23 protein-coding genes are annotated in these 23,337 nt (G+C 64.2%); 15 read left to right on the top strand and 8 right to left on the bottom strand.

What is annotated here, in order from left to right; genetic code table 11:
- Window positions 1–24 precede the first annotated feature (24 nt).
- The 7 genes from ABXS05_RS03040 to ABXS05_RS03010 are packed head-to-tail and all read left to right on the top strand — an operon-like array spanning window position 25 to window position 5,658.
- Window positions 25–2,079 carry a DNA cytosine methyltransferase gene (locus ABXS05_RS03040; RefSeq protein ID WP_367622857.1) on the top strand — a complete coding sequence of 685 codons (2,055 nt, stop codon included), beginning with the start codon at window positions 25–27 and terminating at the stop codon, window positions 2,077–2,079.
- The gene (locus tag ABXS05_RS03035) at window positions 2,076–2,390 is read left to right on the top strand and encodes a hypothetical protein (RefSeq protein ID WP_367622856.1); all 315 of its coding nucleotides are present in this window, start codon (window positions 2,076–2,078) and stop codon (window positions 2,388–2,390) included. The genes ABXS05_RS03040 and ABXS05_RS03035 overlap by 4 nt, the downstream gene beginning before the upstream one ends.
- Window positions 2,390–3,019 carry a J domain-containing protein gene (locus tag ABXS05_RS03030; protein ID WP_367622855.1) on the top strand — a complete coding sequence of 210 codons (630 nt, stop codon included), beginning with the start codon at window positions 2,390–2,392 and terminating at the stop codon, window positions 3,017–3,019. The genes ABXS05_RS03035 and ABXS05_RS03030 overlap by 1 nt, the downstream gene beginning before the upstream one ends.
- The gene (locus tag ABXS05_RS03025) at window positions 3,016–3,663 is read left to right on the top strand and encodes a hypothetical protein (protein WP_367622854.1); all 648 of its coding nucleotides are present in this window, start codon (window positions 3,016–3,018) and stop codon (window positions 3,661–3,663) included. The genes ABXS05_RS03030 and ABXS05_RS03025 overlap by 4 nt, the downstream gene beginning before the upstream one ends.
- Window positions 3,660–4,313 (top strand): hypothetical protein, encoded by a 654-nt coding sequence (locus ABXS05_RS03020; RefSeq protein WP_367622853.1) that lies wholly within the window; start codon window positions 3,660–3,662, stop codon window positions 4,311–4,313. Before ABXS05_RS03025 ends, ABXS05_RS03020 begins: the two co-directional genes overlap by 4 nt.
- Window positions 4,310–4,711 (top strand): excisionase, encoded by a 402-nt coding sequence (locus ABXS05_RS03015; protein ID WP_367622852.1) that lies wholly within the window; start codon window positions 4,310–4,312, stop codon window positions 4,709–4,711. The genes ABXS05_RS03020 and ABXS05_RS03015 overlap by 4 nt, the downstream gene beginning before the upstream one ends.
- Complete coding sequence (locus ABXS05_RS03010; RefSeq protein ID WP_367622851.1) at window positions 4,708–5,658, top strand: tyrosine-type recombinase/integrase; 951 nt, start codon at window positions 4,708–4,710, stop codon at window positions 5,656–5,658. The genes ABXS05_RS03015 and ABXS05_RS03010 overlap by 4 nt, the downstream gene beginning before the upstream one ends.
- A gap of 209 nt (window positions 5,659–5,867) precedes the next feature.
- On the opposite strand, the gene ABXS05_RS03005 is transcribed toward ABXS05_RS03010, so the two are convergent.
- Complete coding sequence (locus ABXS05_RS03005; RefSeq protein WP_367622850.1) at window positions 5,868–6,080, bottom strand: hypothetical protein; 213 nt, start codon at window positions 6,078–6,080, stop codon at window positions 5,868–5,870.
- A gap of 397 nt (window positions 6,081–6,477) precedes the next feature.
- Here ABXS05_RS03005 and ABXS05_RS03000 point away from each other — a divergent pair, with 397 nt between their 5' ends.
- Window positions 6,478–6,735: a YjhX family toxin gene (locus ABXS05_RS03000; RefSeq protein WP_105864712.1), complete on the top strand. Its 258-nt coding sequence runs from the start codon at window positions 6,478–6,480 to the stop codon at window positions 6,733–6,735.
- A gap of 14 nt (window positions 6,736–6,749) precedes the next feature.
- Window positions 6,750–7,247, top strand: coding sequence for a GNAT family N-acetyltransferase (locus ABXS05_RS02995; RefSeq protein WP_367622849.1), 498 nt, complete (start codon window positions 6,750–6,752; stop codon window positions 7,245–7,247).
- Between the two features lie 40 nt (window positions 7,248–7,287).
- Here ABXS05_RS02995 and ABXS05_RS02990 read toward each other — a convergent pair whose 3' ends face one another.
- From ABXS05_RS02990 to rfbF, 4 genes are read right to left on the bottom strand one after another with little or no spacing between them, the layout of a single operon-like run.
- Window positions 7,288–7,818, bottom strand: a complete 531-nt coding sequence (locus ABXS05_RS02990) for a dTDP-4-dehydrorhamnose 3,5-epimerase family protein (protein ID WP_367622848.1) — start codon at window positions 7,816–7,818, stop codon at window positions 7,288–7,290.
- Window positions 7,815–9,059: a methyltransferase domain-containing protein gene (locus tag ABXS05_RS02985; protein WP_311934870.1), complete on the bottom strand. Its 1,245-nt coding sequence runs from the start codon at window positions 9,057–9,059 to the stop codon at window positions 7,815–7,817. The genes ABXS05_RS02990 and ABXS05_RS02985 overlap by 4 nt, the downstream gene beginning before the upstream one ends.
- A 10-nt stretch (window positions 9,060–9,069) precedes the next feature.
- On the bottom strand, window positions 9,070–10,149 hold the full coding sequence (gene rfbG / locus ABXS05_RS02980; protein WP_367622847.1) for a CDP-glucose 4,6-dehydratase: 1,080 nt from the start codon (window positions 10,147–10,149) through the stop codon (window positions 9,070–9,072).
- Window positions 10,146–10,919, bottom strand: coding sequence for a glucose-1-phosphate cytidylyltransferase (gene rfbF / locus ABXS05_RS02975; protein ID WP_367622846.1), 774 nt, complete (start codon window positions 10,917–10,919; stop codon window positions 10,146–10,148). Before rfbF ends, rfbG begins: the two co-directional genes overlap by 4 nt.
- Before the next feature lie 75 nt (window positions 10,920–10,994).
- Between rfbF and ABXS05_RS02970 the strand changes: the two genes are divergently transcribed.
- The gene (locus tag ABXS05_RS02970) at window positions 10,995–12,173 is read left to right on the top strand and encodes a glycosyltransferase family 61 protein (RefSeq protein WP_367622845.1); all 1,179 of its coding nucleotides are present in this window, start codon (window positions 10,995–10,997) and stop codon (window positions 12,171–12,173) included.
- A gap of 76 nt (window positions 12,174–12,249) precedes the next feature.
- Here ABXS05_RS02970 and ABXS05_RS02965 read toward each other — a convergent pair whose 3' ends face one another.
- Complete coding sequence (locus ABXS05_RS02965) at window positions 12,250–14,148, bottom strand: potassium transporter Kup (protein ID WP_367622844.1); 1,899 nt, start codon at window positions 14,146–14,148, stop codon at window positions 12,250–12,252.
- 135 nt (window positions 14,149–14,283) lie between these two features.
- Here ABXS05_RS02965 and recJ point away from each other — a divergent pair, with 135 nt between their 5' ends.
- The gene (recJ, locus tag ABXS05_RS02960; RefSeq protein WP_367622843.1) at window positions 14,284–16,089 is read left to right on the top strand and encodes a single-stranded-DNA-specific exonuclease RecJ; all 1,806 of its coding nucleotides are present in this window, start codon (window positions 14,284–14,286) and stop codon (window positions 16,087–16,089) included.
- Window positions 16,090–16,110: 21 nt separating this feature from the next.
- On the opposite strand, the gene ABXS05_RS02955 is transcribed toward recJ, so the two are convergent.
- Together ABXS05_RS02955 and ABXS05_RS02950 are read right to left on the bottom strand one after the other, a co-directional pair.
- Window positions 16,111–17,136 carry an aldo/keto reductase gene (locus ABXS05_RS02955; protein ID WP_367622842.1) on the bottom strand — a complete coding sequence of 342 codons (1,026 nt, stop codon included), beginning with the start codon at window positions 17,134–17,136 and terminating at the stop codon, window positions 16,111–16,113.
- Window positions 17,137–17,321: 185 nt separating this feature from the next.
- On the bottom strand, window positions 17,322–17,921 hold the full coding sequence (locus ABXS05_RS02950; protein ID WP_367622841.1) for a TetR/AcrR family transcriptional regulator: 600 nt from the start codon (window positions 17,919–17,921) through the stop codon (window positions 17,322–17,324).
- 112 nt (window positions 17,922–18,033) lie between these two features.
- On the opposite strand from ABXS05_RS02950, the gene ABXS05_RS02945 reads away from it, so the two are divergent.
- Genes ABXS05_RS02945 through ABXS05_RS02930 form a run of 4 tightly spaced genes read left to right on the top strand, consistent with a single transcriptional unit; the run spans window position 18,034 to window position 23,325 of the window.
- Window positions 18,034–19,641 carry a carboxyl transferase domain-containing protein gene (locus ABXS05_RS02945; RefSeq protein WP_311934854.1) on the top strand — a complete coding sequence of 536 codons (1,608 nt, stop codon included), beginning with the start codon at window positions 18,034–18,036 and terminating at the stop codon, window positions 19,639–19,641.
- Window positions 19,642–19,664: 23 nt separating this feature from the next.
- A complete protein-coding gene (locus tag ABXS05_RS02940) occupies window positions 19,665–20,411 on the top strand; it encodes an enoyl-CoA hydratase-related protein (RefSeq protein WP_311934853.1) in 747 nt (248 codons plus the stop codon).
- Window positions 20,408–22,420: an acetyl/propionyl/methylcrotonyl-CoA carboxylase subunit alpha gene (locus ABXS05_RS02935; RefSeq protein WP_367622840.1), complete on the top strand. Its 2,013-nt coding sequence runs from the start codon at window positions 20,408–20,410 to the stop codon at window positions 22,418–22,420. The genes ABXS05_RS02940 and ABXS05_RS02935 overlap by 4 nt, the downstream gene beginning before the upstream one ends.
- Entirely contained in the window at window positions 22,417–23,325 is a 909-nt protein-coding gene (locus ABXS05_RS02930) for a hydroxymethylglutaryl-CoA lyase (RefSeq protein ID WP_367622839.1), read from the top strand. Before ABXS05_RS02935 ends, ABXS05_RS02930 begins: the two co-directional genes overlap by 4 nt.
- The last annotated feature ends 12 nt before the right edge of the window (window positions 23,326–23,337 follow it).

Genomic DNA, 23,337 nt, shown 5'->3' with positions numbered 1-23,337 from the left:
ATCACCTGCCGTTGGGGCGTGCACATGCGTGAACTGGTTATCGACAGCTTCGCCGGCGGTGGCGGCACGTCTGAAGGGATCAAGGCCGCGATCGGCTACGATCCTGATATCGCGATCAATCACGACGCGCTCGCACTCGCCATGCACCGTGTGAACCATCCTGGCACCCGGCACATGGTGGAAGACGTCTGGCATGTCGACGCCCAGAGTATGTGTGACGGTGCTCCGATTGGCCTGCTCTGGATGTCACCCGACTGCAAGCACTTCAGCAAGGCCAAGGGCGGCAAGCCGAGGAACAAGGATATTCGTGGGCTGGCCTGGGTCGGGCTGCGCTGGGTAAAGTCCCTGCCGAAACGCCAGCGCCCGCGCGTGATCGCTCTGGAGAACGTCGAGGAGTTCCAGGACTGGGGCCCGCTGCTGGCCGACGGAAAACCATGCCCAGTCCATAAGGGAAAGACGTTCGAGGCCTATATCAACGCCTATCGTTCCATGGGCTATGTCGTTGAGTGGCGCGAGCTACGGGCATGTGATTATGGCGACCCGACGATCCGAAAGCGCCTGTTCGTGCTCATGCGGCGCGATGGCGAACCGATCGTCTGGCCTGAACGAACCCATGGCAACCCGAAGGATAAGAACGATGCCGCGCTGATCGCTGCCGGCGTGCTGAAGCCATGGCGCACCGCGGCCGAGATCATCGATTTCTCGCTGCCTTGTCCGTCGATTTTCGAGACCAGCGCCGAGATCAAGGAAAAGCTCGGCATCCGCGCCAACCGGCCGCTTGCGGACAACACCCTTGCCCGGGTCGCCAAAGGCACGATGCGCTATGTCGTGAACTCGCCAAAGCCGTTCCTGGTCAGCATCAACCATGCCGACGGCACCATGCGCGATCGACCGGTTGATGAGCCTCTGACCACGCTGACCGCCAAACGCGGCGAGGCGCTCGTTACGCCCTTCGTCAGCTATGCCCAGCAGGGTGGCCGCAACCGCGATATCGCGGAACCGCTCCACACGATCACTGCATCGGAGAAGGATCAGAACACCCTGATCACGCCGTTCGTCACGAAGTTCAATTCTGGCAGCACCGGCCACGCTGTCGACGAACCGCTTGCAACCGTGACATCGCACGCTAGTGACACCCACGGGGGTGGGGCGGCACCGCTCGGCTTGGTGGCTCCGCACCTGATGACGATGCGCAATGCGCAGAAGCCGTTCAATGGGGCAGATCAGCCGGTGCATACAATCACAGCTGGCGGTGCTGGCCTCTCGCTGGTCGCACCCTACCTGGTGCCGCGGTATCAGGAGCGCCCAGGGCAGGAGCCGCGCACAAGGTCGGTCGAGGAGCCTTCTGCGACCATCGTCCCAGGCGGAAACGAGGGCGTGCTCGCTGCTGTGCATCTGTCCCGTCAGTTCGGCGCATCGGTCGGCGCTCCAGTCGACGAACCTGCCCCAACTGTCACGGCCGGCGGCGCTGGCAAGTCGGCCGTCGTTGCCGCCTTCCTCGCCCAGCACAATACCGACATGATCGGGCATGACGTCGATAAGCCTCTGTCGACGATCGTAGCCAAGGGCATCAATCAGAACCTTATCGCCGCCCATATGCTGAACCTGCGGGGTTCGGATCGGCGAGACGCGCCGGCCGACTATCCGCTTCAGACCGTGAGCGCTCAGGGCAACCATGCCAGCTTGGTCGCGGCCTTCCTCGCCAAATACTACGGCGCCGGCGAGCCTGTGCAGGCGGCCGACGATCCTCTGCATACCGTGACGGCCAAGCCTCGGCATGGCCTTGTGACTGTTTCGATCGAGGGTGAGCCCTACGCCATCACGGATATCGGCATGCGCATGCTGACGCCGCGCGAGCGCTTCAGCGCCCAAGGGTTCGGCCCTGGCTACATCATCGATCATGGCGAGGATGAAGACGGCAGCCGCGTCGAGTTCACCCTCGAGCAGCAAGGACGGATGTGCGGCAATTCGGTTTGCCCTGGCATGGCCCGCGTGCTGGTGGCGGCGAACTATCAGCCGCGCGCCGTCAAGCGCCGCCCAGAACCCGCCTACATGCCATTGCTGGATGCTGCCGAATGACCCGTATCACCTGTCTCGTCCCGTTCTGCCGCTGCACCCTAGTGCCGAGCGATCCCAAGCACACCGAGGGGATATGCCAGAAGCATTGGAGGCTCATGCCGCGCGCCGTGAAAGCTCGCCGTCGGCAGGCGCTGCGCCGGGTCGCCAAGCTTAAGCGCATGTGGGACGGCAACCGCCGCGGTCAGGAACGCATCGAGAGCACCGGCCGCTATCTCAAATATTGCGCCGCACTGACCCGCGCGTACCAGCAAAGCTACGACGCCTGGGACCGTTGCAAAGCCGCCGCCATCGAAGCGGCTGGGGGGATTTGATGACGCAAGCATTTCCCCTTCAATGGCCCGAGGGTTGGCCCCGCACTCCCAGCGGTCGCCGCGAAGATGGTCGGATCCGATTCAAGCGTCCCGGATCAAGAGGATGGCAGGAGCCATGGACCTTTGCCGCGGCGCGTGACGCTCTCCTGGAAGAGCTTGCCCGGCTCGGCGTCACATATCCGGTGATATCGTCCAACTATCCGATCGGTCGGGGCGGGGTTGCCGTCGAGGCGAAACGTACCCCGCAAGACACCGGCATCGCGATCTACTTCATGCGCAAGGGGAAGCCCTTCGCCATGGCCTGCGACCGATTTCATGACGCCGAAGGCAACATGCGCTCGCTCGCGCTCGCAATCGACGCGATGCGCCAGCTCGAACGCCATGGCGGCGGCATCATGATGGAGCGCGCCTTCGCAGGGTTCGCCGCGCTGCCGGCCCCCGGCTCCAAGCGAGCATGGCGAGAGGTCTTTGGGTTCGGCCACAGCGAACCGATCACCGTAGCCTCCCTCAATGAACGGTATCGCTCGAAAGCGAAAGCCGCACATCCCGACGCTCCAGGAGGCACCGCAGAGGAAATGGCGGAGCTGAATGCTGCCCGCGACGAAGCTTTGAAGGAAATCAGCAAGTGACCGATCGCCCGATTTTGTTCAGCGCTCCGATGATCCGCGCCCTGCTCGCTGGCACGAAGACCCAGACGCGGCGGATATTGAAGCCGCCATATGGCACTTGGGAATATCTGCCGTCGGGAGAGTGGCGCCCGATCTATACGAAGGTCTTCACTGGGGATCGTCTGTGGGCACGGGAGGCGTGGCGGACCGAACGCGCCTTTGATGGCATACGTCCACGCGATCTCCCTATTTTCGAACTGCCTGGGCTGCCGATCTTCTATGAGGCGAGCGATAACGGGCAGGCGTCGACCTGGGGCAATCCTTGGGGAGAGCAGCGTCGGCCGTCGATGTTCATGCCCCGCTGGGCATCGCGCCTCACGCTGGTAATGACCGGCGTCAGGGTCGAGCGGCTGCTGGACATCAGCGAGGAGGATGCCATTGCGGAGGGGATCGAGCCTGTGCTCGACTTCATGCCCTATGGCAACCACTGGAAGCGATACCGGGATGGCGGTTGGAACGGCTACGTCGATAGCCCGATCGCTTCCTATGCATCGCTGTGGACTGAGATCAACGGCTCCGGATCCTGGGAGGCAAACCCGTTTGTGGCCGTAATTTCCTTTAGACCTATTCACCAGAATATTGACCAGATCAAAGGTGACCAATGAGCGCCAGGATTGACATGACTGGTCGGCGATTTGGTCGCTGGACCGTGTCTCATTTTGCCGGAAATCGTCGTTGGCACTGCCAGTGCAACTGCGGAACAGAAAAGGCGGTCGACGGTGGTAGCCTGAGGAGCGGCAAGACACTTGGCTGCATCAAGTGCAGCCCGAGCAAAGGTAACCAGCGCACCCATGGCGGCAGACGATCTCGCCTGTACACTATCTGGTGCGCGATGAAGGCTCGCTGTCTGAATCCCAAGGAGGCTTCTTTCGCGCGGTATGGTGCCCGAGGTATCCGGGTCTGCGGAGAATGGATTTCAGACTTCGCCGCCTTCCGGGCGTGGGCCCTCGCAAATGGCTATCAGGAAGATCTGACCATTGATCGAAAGAATAATGACGGCCACTATGAGCCAGCGAATTGCAGGTGGGCAACCTATGCAGAGCAGAATAGGAACTATGGCCGCAATCGGCCCCTGTTGTTCAACGGTCGATATGTGCTGATTCCCGACCTCGCAGCCGAATATGGCTTGCCGCAAGATATCGTGAAGAACCGCATACGTCGCTACGGCTGGCCGATAGAGCGTGCATTAACTGAACCTGTGCGCCCCAAAAAACGTCATAAGCAGAATATCGACGCGATGAAGGAGGCGGCATGACACGCACGCCCCGTCTTCCGGACCCGTCGCTGATCAACGATGACACACCGCTGCAGCTTCATATCGCTGCACAACTCGCATATCCCGATGGATCAATGTCGGTAAGTGGCTTGCGAAAAGAGCGAGATCGGGGGACTCTCGCCGTCGAACGTGTCGCCAATCGAGAGTACACGACGCTCGGTGCGATCAAGAGAATGAGAGAGTCATGCCTCGTCCAACAAAAGGCGCCCGCCTCGTCTTCCGTGAGAACCGCGGCCTCTGGTTCATCCGGGACGGACAAAAGGAGCGAGGAACTGGCTGCCTTAAGCAGGACCGTGCAGCGGCTGAGAGAAAGCTCAAAGACTACCTCGCCGAAAAACACCAACCGGACTTCGGCGGCGGTGATCCGTCTGAAGTGAGCATCGTCGATGCGCTAACGCTCTATGCGGCCGAGCATGCGCCGACAGTGGAGCGGCCCGACGTCATCCTCGGATCGGTCGAGAGCCTCGGCGAGTTCTGGGCCGGCATGACGGTCGCCCAGATTACGAAGAAGACCTGCAAGGACTATGTGACCTGGCGGACGGCCCAGCCCGACAGCCGCTACAAGGATCCGGAGAAGGCGCCGCGGATCAGCGACCAGACCGCTAGGCGCGAGCTCGAGGACCTGAGATCTGCGCTCGGCTATGCGGTCGGCGAAAACAAACTGAATCGGGTGCCGGTCGTGCATCTTCCCGACAAGGCGCCGGCGGTCGAGCGCTGGCTGACCAGGGATGAGGCCGCGCGCCTGCTATGGGCGGCCTGGAAGCCTTGCTGGGGGCAGACGAAGCCAACGAACATGAAGGATGAGAACTGGAGGGAGCTCAAATACATGAGCCGCCATCTCGCCCGTTTCATCCTTTGCGCCCTCTACACCGGCACCCGCAAGAGCGCGACGCTTGGCCTGCAATGGCTCCCGAACACGGTGAGCGGACGCGTCGATCTGGAGCGCCGGCTGATCTATCGGAAGGCGCAGCGCCAGGCCCAGACCAACAAGAAGCAGACACCGGTTCCAATCAGCGGACGGCTGCTGCCGCATCTCAAGAGGTGGAAGCGATTCAGCACCACCCATGTCATCGAGTTCGAGGGAGCGCCAGTCGCGAACGTCAAGCGGTCTTGGGTATCGGCCGTTCAGAGGGCAGGCCTATCGGACGATGTGACCCCTCACGTTCTCCGTCATACCTTCGCGACCTGGGCGATGCAGAGCGGCCAGCCGATCCCGCTCGTCGCCGGCGCGATGGGAACCTCGGAGAAGATTGTCCGCGATGTCTACGGCCACCACCATCCCGATTTCCTTCGCGATGTCGTGGATGCGGTAGGGTCGTATTGATCGCAGGGGTGGACCCTGCACCAATAATGCACCATAAACCTCGGCAACGAACATGCACGAATCGGGGTGATTTCGACGCTCTGAAGCGGAAATCATGGCTCAAAAGGCGAGGCCTCACCGTTTACACCGAGAGGGTCGGCGGTTCGAGCCCGTCACCGCCCACCAATGAACTCAGTCAGTTGGAACAGTCTCTGCGCGAGCGTTTTTATTTAGCGCTTGCCCGATGCTACTTGGCGTGTTGCCAGTTGCGGCTGCTGCCTGTGTACTTCGATCGAATCGAGGCTTTGATCGAACAGGGCCGGATCACCTTCCAGATAGGTGGCCGCCCAAATCTCCGCCTCGACAAGGTCGTCGAAAATCGGTGCCTCCGACAGCGGCTCGACGTGGGCGCCGCGGCGTTTCATGATGACGAACTGGGTCATTTGAGTGTTCCCGAACAGTCGCTTCCCAAATGAAATGCGCACGGAGGCGTGGGGTTCCACGACGAAGCCGTTTCAGGCCGTCGCCTCCATTGGTGCCAGAAAGGCTGCAGTTCCTCCCGCGGGGGGCGTCCCTTGTCGAAGCCGACTTACGGGCGGGCCCGATGTCTTGGCGGGCTCGGATGACCGGCGTGGCCGGATCGGATTGACATCGGACCGATGCCGAACTAAGCGATCACGGCCTGCTGATTTGAGCGGAAGGTTTTATGTCAGAGCTTGTGGGAAACCGCTGACCGTCTCGATTTGACGAGACATGAGAAAGCATTGCGAGGCACTGCGGTCGGATCGACTGCGTGCGCGGGCGATGCTTGTCATGGTTTCTGCGACAGGCTCCACCATCATGAATATCTCACGGGGCGAGCAGCGTGTGCTGCACGTGCTGGCCCAGGGCGGGCATATCCGTCATCACCGCGGCGATAATGGCCGCATCCACCATGTCGACTGCTTCACCCGCGACGGCCATCGTCTGGCCGATTGCACGCTGGAGACCTTCGGCAAACTCCACCGCAAGAGGCTGATCGAGTCCCATGCCTCCGGTCCTTACCGCATTTCGCGCAAGGGGCGGGAGAGCGTGCGCGCGCAGGCCGATAATCGTTGAACAAGGGAAAAACCATGCAGATCCGACCGGAACGTGCCGATGACATCGATGCCATCCGCGCGATTACCAAGGCGGCCTTCGAAGGAAAGCCATATAGCAGCCAGACGGAGGCGGCGATCATCGACGCCTTGCGAGCGGCGGGAGCCTTGACCTTGTCGCTGGTGGCGGAGGAAGAAGGCGAGGTTGTCGGTCATGTGGCCTTCTCGCCCGTCACCATCGAGGGAGCTTTCCGGCAGTGGTATGGGCTGGGGCCAGTATCGGTGCGGCCGGATCGCCAGAAGGATGGTATCGGCCGGGCGCTGATCGAGGCAGGGCTGGCCCATCTTCGTCGGCAAAAGGCAGAAGGCTGCGTCGTAGTGGGGAATCCCGCCTATTACGGCCGCTTCGGTTTCAAGAATGAAGCGCAGCTTTGCTTTCCCGGCCTGCCACAGGTCTATTTCCAGTGCCTGCCCTTCGGGGCCGATACGCCGCACGGAAACGTGGCCTATCACCCGGCTTTCGAGGCAAAATAGGGAATCGGCCCGCTGCGACAGAGGCGCAGCGGGCGGTCCTTCAAGCTCCGAAAGGTGGCCAGGCTTCGTCCGCCGGCGCGATCACCGCCGGCGGACGGGGCCATTCGATGGTGAAGGCAGGATCGTCATAGCGATAGCCGCGGGCATGGCCCGGAACATATTTGCGGCCCATGCCATACAGCACGTCCGTTCCTGCTTCGAGCGTCAGGAAGCCGTGGGCACAGCCCTCTGGGATATAGAGCTGGTGAAGGTTGTCGGCGCTCAGATCTGCGCCGATCCATTCGCGAAAGGCCGGGCTGTCGGGCCTGAGATCGACCACGACATCATGGATCGCCCCCCGTGCCACCTGGACGAGCTTGGCCTCGGCGTGAGGCGGGTCCTGGAAGTGCATGCCGCGCAGGGTGAAGGCCTTGTCGTTGCGCGACAGATTGGTCTGCACAGGCGTGAAGGCGATGCCGGCTGCGGCGAACTCGTCCGGGCAATAGGTCCTGGCGAAGAAGCCGCGATCATCACGCCGCGGTTCCGGCTTGATCAGGAAGCAGCCTGGGATCCGCGTTTCGCTGAAGATCACGGCGTGAGCCTGATGCTGGGCACGGCCGTCACGAAGGAACTGCCCGATGGCATCAAGGGGCGCGTCTGCTCCATCACCTCTTCGGCGATGTTCCAGGGCAGGATGACGAGATAATCCGGCGCTATCTCGCTGATCTTATCGGGCGAGAGGATCGGAATCTGGCTGCCGGGCAGCAGGCGGCCCTGCTTGGCCAGGGACCGATCGAAGACCGCCACGATATCGGCAGGGCCGACGCCACAGAAGTTCAGGAAAGTGTTGCCCTTGGCGGCGGCGCCGTAGGCGGCAATGGTCTTGCCGGCCGCCTTGGCCTCGGCCAGGAAAGCGAGGAAGCCACGCTTGACCTCGGCGACCTTGGCGGCAAAGCCTTCATAACCCGCCAGGGTGTCGAGACTGGCGGCGTGCTCCTTGGCGCGCAGGGCGTCGAGCCGCGCCGAGGGCTGGTGGCTGGAAGCAATCGGCGCCGCGAACAGGCGCAGGGAACCGCCATGCGTCGGCAGTTCCTCCACATCGATCGCCTTGAGGCCCACGGCGGCGAACACCTTCTCCACCGTCACCAGCGAGAGGTAGGAAAAGTGCTCGTGATAGATGGTGTCGAACTGCACCTTCTCGATCAGATTGAGTACATGCGGGAATTCGAAGGTGACGACACCTTCGGGCTTCAGCAAGGTGGCGAAGCCGCCGACGAAGTCGCGGATGTCGGGGACATGGGCGAGCACATTGTTGGCAGCCATGAGGTCGGCGCGCTTGCCTTGGCCGACCAGTCGGCTGGCGGTTTCGACACCGAAGAAAGCGACCTCGGTATCGATGCCCTTGGCCCGGGCCGTTTCGGCGACGTTGGCGGCTGGCTCGACGCCGAGCACGGGCACACCCGCGGCCTTGAAATGTTGAAGGAGGTAGCCGTCATTGGAGGCGACCTCGACCACCAGGGCGTCAGCGCCGAGTTTGAAACGCTCGATCATTGCGTCCGCATAGCGCTTGGCATGCGCGACCCAGCTGTCCGAATAGGAAGAGAAATAGGCATAGTCGGAGAAGATGGCGTCCGGCGGCACGGAATCGTCGACCTGAACCAGCAGACAGCTCGGGCAGACGCGCGCATGCAGTGGAAAGCTGCGCTCGGGATTGCTGTCGTCGGGCAGGCGGTAGTCATTGGCGAGCGGCATCGAGCCGAGATCGCACAAAGTGGTCGTCAGCGGCGTGGCGCAGAACCGGCAATGGGGAAGCGTGGACGTGGCAGCGGTCATGGCAGCGGTCTCAGGGCGTCGAGAAACGGGAGATCTGGTCGAGGGTGAAGGCATGCATGTCCTGGCCGGCTGCCTCGGCAGCATACCATTGCGCCGTCCATTCCAGGCTGGACGGGCCGGCGAGGCGGTCCTGCCAGCCGAGCAGTCGGCGGGCAAGGTCCGAGTTGACCGTCAAGGCTTTCATCTCGATGGACCCGGGTACCGGCTTGTGCACCCAATCCGGCTTGCGGCCGAGTGCCTGGAAGACGGCATCTGCCACGGCCGAGACGGGCAGGGGGCGGGACGGATCGGGGCCGAAATTGAGCGCGCGCGGCGTGTCGGCGACCGAGGCGAGCCGCTCGGCATAGATCAGATAGCCGTTGACGCAGTCCAGCACATGCTGCCAGGGGCGCGTCGCTTCAGGATGGCGCAGTTCGAGCGGCCGGCCGCTGCGCACGGCGCGTACGATGTCGGGGACGAGCCTGTCGGCCGAATGGTCGCCGCCGCCGATGACGTTGCCGCCACGTGCGGTAGCGACCGGCACCGCTGCCTTGTCGAAAAAGGAGCGGGCATAGGCATAGGTGACGATCTCGGCCGCCGCCTTGGAGGCGGAATAGGGGTCCTTGCCGCCGAGCTTGTCGTCCTCGCGGAAAGCCGATCCCTCTTCCTGGTTGAGATAGACCTTGTCCGAGGTCACCGCGAGAATGCAGGCAAGGCCGGGGCGTGAACGCAGGGCCTCGAGCAGATGGACGGTGCCCATCACATTGGATCCGAAGGTCTCGATCGGATCGGCGAGGGAGCGCCTCACCAAGGCCTGGGCGGCGAGATGCAATACGATCTGCGGCTGTGCCGCCTCAACAGCCTCGCGCACAGCCTCGGCGTCGCGCAGATCGCCCAGGACCGAGCGAATGGCACTGTTCACGCCGGCTGCGGCGAACAGCGGCTGGTCGGCCGCCGGCGGCAGTGCAAAGCCGGTGACTTCGGCCCCCAGCCGATGCAGCCAGAGGGCCATCCAGCTTCCCTTGAAGCCGGTATGGCCAGTTAGAAGCACCTTCTTGCCCCGCCAGAAGGCGGGTGAAGGCAATGCGCCTGCGGCGAGTGCCTCGCTCACGGCCAGACCTTCCAGGGCGCCTTGCCCTGTGCCCACAATTGCTCGAGATGGTTCTTGTCGCGCAGGGTATCCATGGGTTGCCAGAAGCCGCCATGACGGTAGGCCATCAAGTCGCCGGAGGCGGCCAGGGCCTCGAGCGGGTCGCCTTCCCAGGAGGTCTGGTCCGTCTCGATCAGATCGACCACGCTCGGCTCCAGCACGAAGAAGCCGCCATTGATCAGCGCATTGTCGCCCGGAGGCTTTTCAATGAAGCGCGTGACCTTGTCGCCCTCGAGCGACAGGGAGCCGTAGCGGCCGGGAGGGATCACACCGGTCAGCGTGGCGCGCTTGCCGTGCTTCTTGTGGAAGGCGATGAGGGCGCCGATGTCGACATCGGCGACGCCATCGCCATAGGTGAAGCAGAAGGATTCGCCCGGCGTCAAGAAGGGCGCAACCCGCCTGAGCCGGCCGCCCGTCATGCTTGTCTCGCCGGTATCCACCATGGTGACGCGCCAGGGTTCGGCCTTCTGATTGTGATAGATGACCTCGTTCTTCTCGGCGTCGATCGTCACATCCGCATTGTGCAGGAAGTAATTGGAGAAATACTCCTTGATCATATAGCCCTTGTAGCCCAGGCAGATCACGAAATCGTTGATGCCGTAATGGCTGTAGATCTTCATGATGTGCCAGAGGATCGGCCGGCCTCCGATCTCGATCATCGGTTTGGGGCGCAGATGCGATTCTTCGGAAATGCGCGTGCCCATGCCGCCGGCGAGAATGATTGCTTTCAAGGTCTGATCCGATAGACAGAGGGTGGTGGCGCGGCTATAGCCGCTTGGCTGTTCAATGGCAATCAAACGGCAGAAATGGCCCGCGTCAAATCCGGATTTCGAAAGCGCTTCAATATCCGCTACTGGCGCTGGCTGCTGGCGCGGGCGACCATTGGCCGGATCGGCCCGCTGCGGCGGCGTTTTTCCTTCTATCCACGCGGGGTCGATCCCGGGATCGCCGCCGCGCTGGTCATCGAAGACCGCAAAACCGAGATGGCGACCGCATTCACGCCGGAGGAAAGCACCTTCGTGCGGGACCGGTGCTGGCCCTATGACACATTGGCGCGCCAGTGGACGGGCGGTATCACGGTTCCAGTGCAAGAGCTGGCCGTGACGGTGAAACCGGCCGAGCTGCTCGGCCATGTCAGCCGCATTTTCGCACCTCGCCAGCAGGGCGTGGTGATCCGCGACGTGCAATGGGTCAATTGGAACTTCGCCAGGGCCAAGCGGCTCCGGGCCCTACCCGCCCTTTCCGGGCGTTGTCATCTGCTGGCCCGCACGGACAACTACTACCATGCGCTCTTCGAGGATCTGGTGCCGGTGGTCGACTATCTCGAGCGCTTTCATCCCAGGGACATGCCGCTCACCTTGCTGCTACCGCCTTCGCGCCTGGAAAGCCTGAATCTCGGCTGCGCCTTGCTCGAGCAGGCCTATCCGGGCGTGCGCGTGGTCGCCATGCCGGACGATGCCAAGGTGGCGGTCGAGGAGGCGCTGTGGCTTTCCTTCGATGCCGGCAACGCCGAATGGAGCTTTGCCGATGCCGCTCCGGTACGGCGGCTGGCCGAGCTCTTCCGGGCACATTACCGGGTGGAGCCCGGTGGCGGGCGGCGCATCTTCTTTTCGCGGGGAGGCAGCAAGATCCGGCGCCTGCTCAACGAAGAGGCGCTCTGGGACATTGCAAAGGCTCATGGTTTCGAACGCTTCGAGGCCAGGGGCGACAATCATGCCGAACAGGTTCGGCTGTTCTCCCAGGCCGATGTGGTTGTTGGCGTGCATGGCGCCGGGCTCGGCAATCTGGCGTTCTGCCGCCCCGGAACGCAAGTCATCGAGCTTTTTCCCGGGAATTTCACCAAGAGCACCTATCTATGGCTCAGCAAGCGCCTTGGCCTCGACTATGGCTGGCTCATCGGCGAGCCGGGCGACTACGATCAGGCCTTCGTGCTGAATGAAGATCTGCTGCGCGACAAGCTCGAGAAACTTGCCGCTCCTTCCTGAAAATTCCACCGACCTCGGCCTGATCTGTGCCGGCGACTTCTTCATATTCAAGGGACTGATCGGCTCCTGAGCCCGTTCAGATCTCGATCTCAGTTCCGAACTGCACCACCTGCGGCGCCGGGATGCGGAAATAGGAGGCCGAGCGCTCGGCATTGCGTTGGAGCATGGCGTAGAGCACCTCGCGCCAGAAGGCCATGCCCGCGATCCTCTTGGAGGGAATGATCGTCTCGCTCCCGATATAGAAGGAGATCTCGGCGAGGTCGAAGCCCGAGATCAGGCCTTGCGAGATGGCCAGCCGCATGCCCTTGAGCACGTCGGGTTCCTCCATGAAGCCGAAGCGCAGGATGATGCGCTCGAAACCGGGGCGAAGGGAGGTCACCGTCACGCGGTCCCTGTCCTTGACGCGAGGGATTTCCGCGCCCTGCACGGTGACCAGCAGCACGCGTTCGGGAATGGCGCCGGTGTGGCGCAAGAAAATACTCAGCGAGAGGGGCATGCCGACGGCGGCCGAGCTCAGGAAGGCAGCCGTGCCCGGCAGCCTCGTGGGGCGCTGGGTTTTCATCGCCGCGAAGAAGGTGGTCTCCTCCACGCGCAGATGCTTGCGGGCCTGTTCGGCCAGGATCTGGCCGCGGCGCCAGGTCAGCATCAGCATGGCGACGAAGATGGCCAACAACAGCGGATACCAGCCGCCCTCGAAGAGCTTGACGCCATTGGCGGAGACGAAGATCAGGTCGACGACGAAGAAGGCGCCGTTGACCAGGATGACGAGGAAGAGATTGTAACCCCAATGCCGGGCCACCAGGGCCGCCAGCAGCGTGGTGATCGCCATCAGCAGGGAAACGGCGACGCCATAGGCGCCCGCCAGCGCCGCAGACGAGCCGAAGCCGAGCACGGCGCCGAGCGTGGCGATGCACAGCAGCCAGTTGACCAGGGGGACGTAGATCTGGCCGAATTCCCGATTGTCGGTCTGCTTGATGGTGAGGCGCGGGAGCAGACCAAGTTGTATGGACTGGCGCGCCAGCGAAAAGGCCCCCGATATGATGGCCTGGCTGGCGATGACGGTGGCTACCGTCGCAAAAATGATGACCGGGAAATGCAGCCAGTCGGGTACCAGGTTGTAGAACGGATTGGAGGCGGCGGCAGGATTGCCGAGCAGCAGGGCACCCTGGCCGAAATAATTGAGGACCAGGGCGGGCAGGGCGATCGTGAACCAGGCCACGCGGATGGGGTTTCGGCCGAAATGCCCCATATCGGCATACATCGCCTCGCCGCCGGTGACGGCGAGGAAGGCCGCTCCCAGGATGGCAAAACTGACGGTCGGATTGGCCGTGACCAGGAAATGCAGCGCCACGAACGGATTGAGGGCGGCGAGGATGGCAGGGTTCTGCACGATGCTCGCCGCGCCCAGCAGGCCGATGAGGACGAACCAGGCCAGCATGACCGGGCCGAAGAAGCGGCCGATCATGCCGGTGCCATAGCGTTGGACCATGAACAGGACCAGGAGGATCGCGACGGTCAGCGGCACCACGATATGGACCAGGGACGGCGTGGCGACTTCCAGTCCCTCGATGGCGCTGAGCACCGAGATGGCTGGCGTGATGGCGCCGTCGCCATAGAGCAGCGCGGCGCCCACCAGGCCGATGATCAGGAAGATGACATGGCGACGGCCTTCGCGGCGGCCACTGCCCCCCAGAATGGCGAGCAGGGCGACAATGCCGCCTTCGCCCTTGTTGTCGGCGCGCAGGATCAGGATCGCATATTTCAGGGAGACGATCAGGATCAGGGCCCAGAAGATCACCGAGACGACACCTGTCACGATCCAGGCCTGTCCGGCGCCGCCATCGCCGCTGGCGCTGATGGCCTGTGCGAAGGCGTAGAGCGGGCTGGTGCCGATGTCTCCATAGACGACGCCGAGCGCCGCCAAGGCCAGTCCAGGTGAAAAACGAGATCCGTTAGCGCCCGCCGCAGTCGTCATCACCATCGCCCCGTGAGCGTTCGGGAAATATGCGATTGATGGCAGATTGTCGCACGTGGTCAAGGATGCCGAAGGTGTTATGCGGAGCTAACGAAGCATTTGTGTTGGCTAGGGCTTCGCCGATATGGTCCGCCCATGCAGTCATCCGTTTCTCCCCCTCGTTATTTTCTCGGCGTGCAATCCTCCTTCACCGGCAAGGCCTGGCGGGAAAGGCTGGATGCGCAAGGGCAGATGCAGGCCATGACCCTGGCCCAGCGCTCCGGCCAGCCCGACCTGCTGGCGCGCATCCTCGCCGGCAGGGGCGTGACGGTCGAGGAGGCCGACGCCTATCTGGCTCCCACCCTGCGCCACTACATGCCGGATCCTTCACGCCTGACCGATATGGACAAGGCGGCCGAACGGCTGGCCGACGCCGTGATGGCGCGCGAAAGCATTGCCATTTTCGGTGACTACGATGTCGACGGCGCCACCTCCTCGGCGCTGCTTGCGGGCTGGCTGCGCGAGGTCGGCGTGCTGGCGCGAATCCACATTCCCGATCGAATCTATGAAGGCTACGGTCCAAACGAGGAGGCGATTCGGCTGTTGCGGGCCGAAGGCGCCAGCCTGCTGGTGACGGTGGACTGCGGCACGACCAGCGTCGATGTCCTCGGCAAGGCCGCTGAGGTCGGCTTCGAGACCCTGGTCGTCGACCATCACCAGGCCGGCGAGGCGCTGCCGCCGGCGGTGGCGGTGGTCAATCCCAATCGCCTCGACGATCTCTCCGGGCAAGGGCATCTATGTGCCTGCGGCGTCACCTTCATGCTTCTCGTCGCCGCGAGCCGGAGCTTGCGCAAGCGTGGCTGGTGGCGGGAGCGCCCCGAGCCGGACCTGATGGCGCGCCTCGATCTGGTCGCCTTGGGAACGGTGGCGGATGTGGTGCCGCTCAAGGGCCTCAATCGGGCCTTCGTGGCGCGGGGCCTGGCCGTCATGCGCCAGCGCCAGCGGGCCGGCCTGCGCGCGCTGATGGACATGGCCCGCCTGGACGGGCCGCCGCGTCCCTATCATCTCGGCTTCCTGCTCGGGCCGCGCATCAATGCGGGCGGGCGTATCGGCGATGCCGCTCTCGGAGCGAGGCTGTTGATGAGCGAGGACGGCGAGGAGGCGGCTTCGATCGCCGCGACATTGGACCGGCTCAACCGGGAGCGCCAGACGGTCGAAGCCGCCATGCTCGAGGAGGCGTTGGCGGAGGCCGTCGCGGCCCTCGGCCTCGAGGAGACGGGTGCGACGGTGGTGACGGCCTCGCGAAATTGGCACCCCGGTGTCGTGGGCCTGGTGGCTGCCCGCCTGAAGGAACGCTTCGGCCGGCCTGCCTTTGCGATCGCCTTCAACAAGGATGGGGTCGGCACCGGATCCGGGCGCTCGATCGGCGGCGTCGATCTGGGCAAGGCTGTAAGGCAGGCGGTAGAGCGCGATCTCATCGTCAAGGGCGGCGGCCACGCCATGGCCGCGGGCATCACCTTGGGGCAGGACCAGCTCGGTGCCTTCCGAGCGTATCTGGAGGCGGAACTCGCATCGGCTGTCGAGACGGCGCGGGCAGATGCGGCCCTGGAGATCGATGGCGCGCTTGCCGCCGGCGGCGCGACCACCGGCCTGATCGAGATGCTCGAAAAGGCCGGCCCGTTCGGTCAGGGCAATCCCGAGCCGGTGCTGGCGCTGCCGGGCCACCAGCTCGCCTTCGTCGATACCGTCGGCGAGGCGCATTTGCGCCTGCGCCTCAAGGCGCATGATGGCACGATGCTCGACGCCATCGCCTTCCGGTCGGTCGGGCAACCCCTGGGCGACGGCCTTGTCGGCCATCGTGGCAAGGCCGTGCATGTCGCAGGCACCTTGAGCGTCGATCGCTATGGCGGGCGCGAGCGCGTGCAATTGCGGGTAATCGACGCGGCGCCCGCCAATGGCTGACAGGAGAGCAGTTCTGTCTGTTCACACCGGTGGCGGATTGCGCTCGGTGAAGCCACGCTGGTGCCAATAAGGATAGGGCAGGGTCACGGTGCTGGCCTCGTCCAGCTTTGCGATCTGCTCCGGTGTGAGCTTCCAGCCGACGGCACCGAGATTTTCGTGCAATTGTGCCTCGTCGCGTGCACCGATGATCACGCTGGCGACGGTGGGACGCTGCAGCAGCCAGTTGAGAGCGATCTGGGGTACGCTCTTGCCGGTTTCGCCGGCGATGGCGTCGATGGCGTCGACGACACGATAGAGCAGCTCATCGGCTACCGGCGGACCATCGGCCGCGGTCTGGTGCAGACGGCTGCGCTCCGGCAATGCCGCACCGCGGCGCAGCTTTCCAGTCAGGCGCCCCCAGCCGAGCGGGCTCCACACCACGGCACCGACCTTCTGGTCGAGGCCGAGCGGCATCAGCTCCCATTCATAGTCGCGGCCGACCAGGGAATAATAGGCCTGGTGGGCGACATAGCGCGGCAGCCCGTAACGGTCCGAGGCCGCCAGGGACTTCGCCAGATGCCAACCGGAGAAGTTGGAGACGCCGATATAGCGGATCTTTCCGGCGCGGATCAGGTCGTCGAAGGTCTGCAGTACTTCCTCGACCGGCGTGAGCGCGTCGAAACCGTGCAGTTGGAACAGGTCGATATAGTCGGTGCCGAGCCGCTTCAGCGCCTTGTCGACAGCATCGGTGAGATGGAATCGGGAAGAGCCGACATCATTCGGCCCAGGACCGGAGCGGAAGGTCGCCTTGGTCGAGATGATCACCTGGTCGCGGCGCCCGGCGATCGCCTTGCCGAGAATTTCCTCCGCGAGACCTGAGGAATAGATATCGGCGCTGTCGAACATGGTAACGCCGGCGTCGATACAGATGTCGAGCAGGCGGCGTGCGCCTTCCGAATCGGTCGTGCCCCAGGCCTTGAAGAAGTCACCGCCGCCGCCAAAAGTTCCAGTGCCCAGGCTGAGCGCCGGCACCTTGAAGCCCGAGCCGCCTAACTGACGATATTCCATGGATATTCCTCATCTACGGAACGAAGCCGGCTCGCGACAATCCCGATCGCCGGCATTCAAAACATGCGCTGGTGTTGAAACGAAATTCGATTGGCCTCCTGACAACGACCTCAGGTCGAGCCAATTGTCGGATGATATTCCGACGGCGGGCAAAGACCAGCCTTTGGTGAAGAAAAATCTCCGGGCTACGGGAGTTGCGGCAAGAGGCCCTTTACGACCAGCTGCCGATGGATGGCGATGATCTCGTCCTCGCCGAGGCGCCCCTTGGGGTCGTACCAGCCGACCACGCCGGTGAGCTGGGCGATGATCGCGAAGGTGGCAACGGTCACATCCGGCACCGCCAGGGCGCCGCTCCTGGTTCCTTCGGCCAGGATCTGTTCCAGGCGTCGCTCGTAGTCACGCCGCAAGCCGGTCACCACAGCCCTGTTCTGCGGCTCCAGGCTGCGCAGTTCTGAATTGTTGACGAAGACTTCCATCCGCCGGGTCAGATGGTAGCGCAGGTGGAATTCGATGAAGGTGTCGAGGCGGGCGAGGGGGCTCTCGATGCCGGCCAGTGCCGCGTCGAGCGCTTCGGTCAGCCTCGTCATGTGCTCGACCAGGAAGTCGAACAACAGTGCCTGCTTGGTGGAGATGTGATTATAGAGCGACCCCGGCTGGATCCCGACGCTCTGGGCAAGGTCCCGCAGGCTCATGCCTTCATAGCCGTGCTGGAAGATCAGGCGCAGGCCCGCGGTGCGGATCGCCTCCGCCGTCTTGCTGCCATCCGCTCCTGCCCTGCGTGCCATCTCAAACCACTTGCGGAGAAACCCGCTCCCGATTATAGAAACAAACGTCCGTTCGTTTATGATCCAATAAAAGCCGCCCCGCAAGCGGCTTGCAACAGGCAAGGCGATCTGCATGCCGGTCATAGGGAGTGCCGTCGATCGGCGGTCGGAGACGTTCCAGCGCAATCACGACGCACTGGCTGCGCTCGCCGCTGAACTGAGGGAGCGCAATCAGCGCGCCGGTGGCGGCGGTTCGGCTTCCGCCCGTGAAAAGCATCTCAAGCGTGGCAAGCTGTTGCCGCGCGACCGCATCGAGTTGCTGCTCGACACCGGGGCCCCGTTCCTGGAGCTTTCCCAGCTTGCCGCCTTCGGCCTCTATCGCGACGAAGTACCAGCCGCCGGGTTGATCACCGGTATCGGCCGCATCTCGGGCCAGGAATGCATGGTCGTCGCCAACGATGCCACGGTGAAAGGCGGCACTTATTTCCCGATGACGGTGAAGAAGCATTTGCGGGCGCAGTCCATCGCTGCCGAAAATCATCTGCCCTGCGTCTATCTGGTTGATTCGGGTGGGGCCTTCCTGCCCAAGCAGGACGAGGTCTTTCCCGACCGCGAGCATTTCGGCCGCATCTTCTTCAACCAGGCGCGCCTGTCGGCGGCCGGCATCCCGCAGATCGCCGTGGTGATGGGCAGTTCCACCGCGGGCGGCGCCTATGTGCCGGCCATGGCCGATCAGGTCGTGATGGTGCGCAACCAGGCCACGATTTTCCTCGGAGGGCCACCGTTGGTGAAGGCGGCTACCGGCGAGACAGTCAGTGCAGAGGTGCTGGGCGGCACCGATACTCACACCCGAACCTCGGGCGTGGCTGACTATGCTGCCGAGAACGATGCGCATGCCCTCGGCATTGCGCGGGAGATCGTCGGCAATCTCAACCGGCGCAAGCATGATGTCGGTGACGTCGAGGCGCCGAAGCCGCCCCTTTACGATCCTAGCGAGATCTACGGCATCGTCTCCGCCGATCCGCGCAAGCCCTATGATGTCAGGCAGGTCATCGCCCGGCTGGTCGATGGCTCGGAGTTCGACGAGTTCAAGGCCGATTTCGGCAATACGCTGGTCACAGGCTTTGCCCGGATCTGGGGCTATCCCGTCGGCATCATCGCCAATAACGGCATTCTCTTTTCGGAGTCGGCGCTGAAGGGGGCTCATTTCATCGAGCTTGCCTGCCAGCGCGGCATTCCCTTGCTCTTCCTGCAGAACATCACCGGCTTCATGGTCGGCCGGGACTATGAGGCGGGCGGCATCGCCAAGGATGGCGCCAAGCTGGTGGCGGCGGTGGCGGCAGCGAACGTGCCGAAATTCACCGTGGTGATCGGCAACAGCTTCGGCGCCGGCAATTACGCCATGTGCGGCCGTGCCTATGATCCGCGCTTCCTGTGGATGTGGCCCAATGCCCGCATTTCCGTGATGGGGGGCGAGCAGGCCGCCAATGTCTTGGCGCAGGTGCGGCGGGATGCGGCCGGAACCGATGAGTCCAAAATCGATGCTGAGGCCGAGGAGGCCTTCAAAGCGCCGATCCGAGCCCAGTATGAGGAGCAGGGCAACCCCTATTACTCGACGGCGCGGCTATGGGACGACGGCATCATCGATCCTGCCGAAACCCGCATGGTGCTGGCGCTGGCCCTGTCGGCGTCGCGGAATGCCCCAGCCAGGGAGACACGCTTCGGCGTGTTCCGGATGTGAGCCTGCGGGTGGAGCGGGACGGGATGGTCGCGGTCCTGACGCTGGACCGTCCCGAGGTGCTGAACGCCTTCGACGACGGCCTCATCGCCGAATTGACACGGGCCTTTGCCGAGGCGGGCACCGACGCAACGGTGCGGGCGGTGCTGCTGCAGGCAGAGGGCAAGGCCTTCTCGGCCGGGGCGGATCTTGCCTGGATGCGCCGTGCCGCCGATGCCTTGCCGGAGGACAATCTCGCCGATGCCCGGCAGCTCGCCGAGCTGATGCGGGTGGTCGACACCTGCCCCAAGCCGACGCTGGCAAAGGTGCAGGGGGCGGCCTTCGGCGGCGCCGTGGGGCTGGTGGCCTGCTGCGACATCGCCATTGCCGTGCCGCAGGCGCGATTCGCCCTCAGCGAGGTGCGCCTCGGCCTGATCCCTGGCGCGATCAGTCCCTATGTGGTCAGGGCGATCGGCCAGCGCGCCGCGCGCCGCCTCTTCCTCACCGCCGAACGCTTCTCGGCCGAAGATGCATTGAGATACGGGCTGATCCATGAAATAGCGGCCCCCGAAACGCTGGACGAAGCAGTGCAACGCTGCCTTTCGGACATCTTCGCCGGCGGTCCGGAGGCCATCGCCGCCGCCAAGAAACTGGCTGATGACATGGCTGGGCCCATCACGGCAGAGCGCATCGAGGAGAGCGCTCGGCGCATCGCCACGATCCGCTCTTCGCCCGAGGCGCGCGAGGGCCTCGCTGCCTTTTTTGCCAAGCGCAAGCCGGGATGGATGCCATGACCGCTCATCAGCCCAGACCCGTTCGCGTGCTCCTGATCGCCAATCGCGGCGAGATCGCCGTACGCATCATTCGCACGGCCCGCGCCATGGGCATCCGCACTGTCGCCGTCTATTCGGATGCCGATGCCGACAGCCTTGCGGTGTCGCTGGCGGACCGGGCGTTGCGTCTCGGCCCCGCGCCTTCGCGCGAAAGCTATCTGTCGATCGACAAGCTGATCGCCGCTGCCAAGGCCAGCGGTGCCGATGCCATCCATCCCGGTTATGGCTTCCTGGCCGAGAATGCCGAGTTCGCCCGGGCCTGCGCGGCCGAGGGCATCACCTTCGTCGGGCCGTCGGCCGAAACCATCCTGGCCATGGGTGACAAGGCGCAGGCCCGCGCCCGCATGGCCGCAGCTGGCGTGCCGGTGCTGAAGGGCTATGAGGGCGAGGACCAGAGCCTCGACACATTGACGCGTGCGGCGGAGGCCATCGGCTTTCCGGTATTGCTGAAGCCATCGGCCGGTGGCGGCGGCAAGGGCATGCATATCGTTGCCAGGGTCGAGGATCTGCCAACAGAGCTGCAGGCGGCCCAACGCGAGGCGCGCTCCGCTTTCGGCGACGATCGCATGGTGATCGAGCGCTATCTGCAGGTCGCGCGTCATGTCGAGGTGCAGGTCTTCGCCGACCACCACGGCCATACGGTGCATCTGTTCGACCGCGACTGCTCGGTGCAGCGTCGCCATCAGAAAGTGATCGAGGAGGCGCCGGCACCGGACCTGCCACCGGCCTTGCGGGCGGGCCTGCATCAGGCGGCGATCACCTGTGCGCGATCGGTCGATTATGTAGGCGCCGGCACCGTTGAGTTCCTGGTTGCCGACGACCATTTCTATTTCATGGAGATGAATACGAGGCTTCAGGTCGAGCATCCGGTGACGGAAGCGGTCACCGGCCTCGATCTCGTGTCCTGGCAGTTGCGGGTGGCAGGCGGCGCGCCGCTGCCGCTGGCGCAGGAGGCGATCACCTGCGCGGGCCATGCCCTGGAGGCGCGTCTGTGTGCCGAGGATCCGGCCGGCGGCTTCCTGCCGAGCATCGGCCGGATCGAGCATCTGGCCTTGCCAGAGGGCCTCGCCGGCCTGCGGATCGACAGCGGCTTTCGCAGTGGTGACACCATCTCGATGCATTACGATTCCCTGCTCGCCAAGGTGATCGCCGCCGGCGTCGACCGCGCCGAAGCCATCGCCCGGCTCGGAGCGGGCCTCGATGCCGTCGAAGTGGTCGGGCCCCATACCAATCGGGATTTCCTTGCCGCCATCATCCGCCATCCGGCTTTTGCCGAAGGCGGGGTCGACACACGTTTCATCGAGCATCATCAGGCCGATCTGCTGGCACCAGCCCGGCATCCGTCAGACGAGGTGGTCGCAGCGGCGGCCTTCGTCGCCCTGCGGGCCTCCGAGCGCCTGGCCAAGGCGGCCGATCCGGCCGATCTCCATTCTCCCTGGGGCGAGACAGACGGCTGGCGCCTGTCCGGTTCGGCTCGCCGCAAGCTGGATCTGGCCTGGGGCGACACGCCGATCGGCGTCGATGCCGTCTGGCGGGCAGGGGGCTATGAACTGCATCTCGCCGATCGGGCCGTCATTGTCGAGGGCAACCTCGATGCCCAGGGAACGGCGAGGTTGCGCATCGGCGAGGGCGTGCTCAAGGCCCGTGCGGTCCTGTCCGGCGAAACCCTGACCCTTTTCGTGGACGGCCGATCCTATGCCTTCGGCCTGCGCGATCCCCGCAAGCCGCGCGGCGTCGAAAGCGAGGGGGCCGGCCGTATCATGTCGCCCATGCCTGGCCTGGTGCTGTCGGTTAGCGCGGCGGTGGGTACCGCGGTGGAGAAGGGGCAGGCCCTGGTGGTGATCGAAGCCATGAAGATGGAACACACCGTTTCCGCTCCGCGCGCCGGCGTCGTCAAGATGGTCGATGTCGCGGTGGGCGATCAGGTCGTCGCCGGCGCCGAACTGGTAGTGCTGGAGATCGAGCCGTGAGCCGGGCCGAACGCGTCGAGATTTTCGAGGTCGGTCCCCGCGACGGCCTCCAGAACGAAAGCCGGGTGTTGCCGGTCGAGACCCGTATCGCCCTCATCCGCGACCTGGCGACAGCCGGGCTGCGCACGGTGGAGGCCGGCAGCTTCGTCTCGCCCAGGAACCTGCCGCAGATGGCGCAGACGGCCGACGTGCTGGCCGGGCTGTCCTCCTTGGCGGGACAGGTCGATCTACCCGTGCTGGTGCCCAATGCCCGTGGTTTTGCCGATGCACTCGCGGCCAAGGCCCGGCATATCGCCGTGTTTGCCGCCGCCTCCGAGAGCTTCAGCCGCCGCAACATCAATCGCAGCATCGAAGAGAGCCTCGACGAATACCGGCCGATCGTGACCGAGGCCCGGGCCAAGGGCCTGACGGTGCGGGGCTATGTCAGCTGCGTGCTGGGCTGCCCCTATGAGGGACGGGTGGCTGTCTCCGCCGTGGTTTCGGTGGCGACGGCCCTGGCCGCGATGGGGTGCGAAGAGATTTCGCTCGGCGACACCATCGGCGTCGGTACGCCCGATGCGGCGCGGGCGATGACGGCGGCCGTGGCGCGCGAGATCGGCATCGAGCGCGTCGCCGTGCACTTCCACGACACCTATGGCCAGGCGCTCGCCAATGTCCTGGCCTGCCTGGAACTCGGCGTCACCGTGGTGGATTCCTCCGTCGCCGGCCTCGGCGGTTGTCCCTATGCGCCGGGGGCGAGCGGAAACCTGGCGACCGAGGATCTCGTTTACATGCTTGATGGCCTGGGCGTCGAAACCGGGGTCGATCTCGATAGGGTCGCGGCTGCCGGCAGGGCTGTCTGCACAGCGCTCGGCTCGGCCCCGCGCTCGCGCGCAGGGCAGGCCTTGGCGGCCAAGATAAAATAGCAGGGAGAGGGC

This window comes from Labrys neptuniae (genome assembly GCF_040797145.1).
Classification (GTDB): Bacteria; Pseudomonadota; Alphaproteobacteria; order Rhizobiales; family Labraceae; genus Labrys; species Labrys neptuniae.
This window is presented reverse-complemented; position numbering and strand designations above follow the sequence as displayed.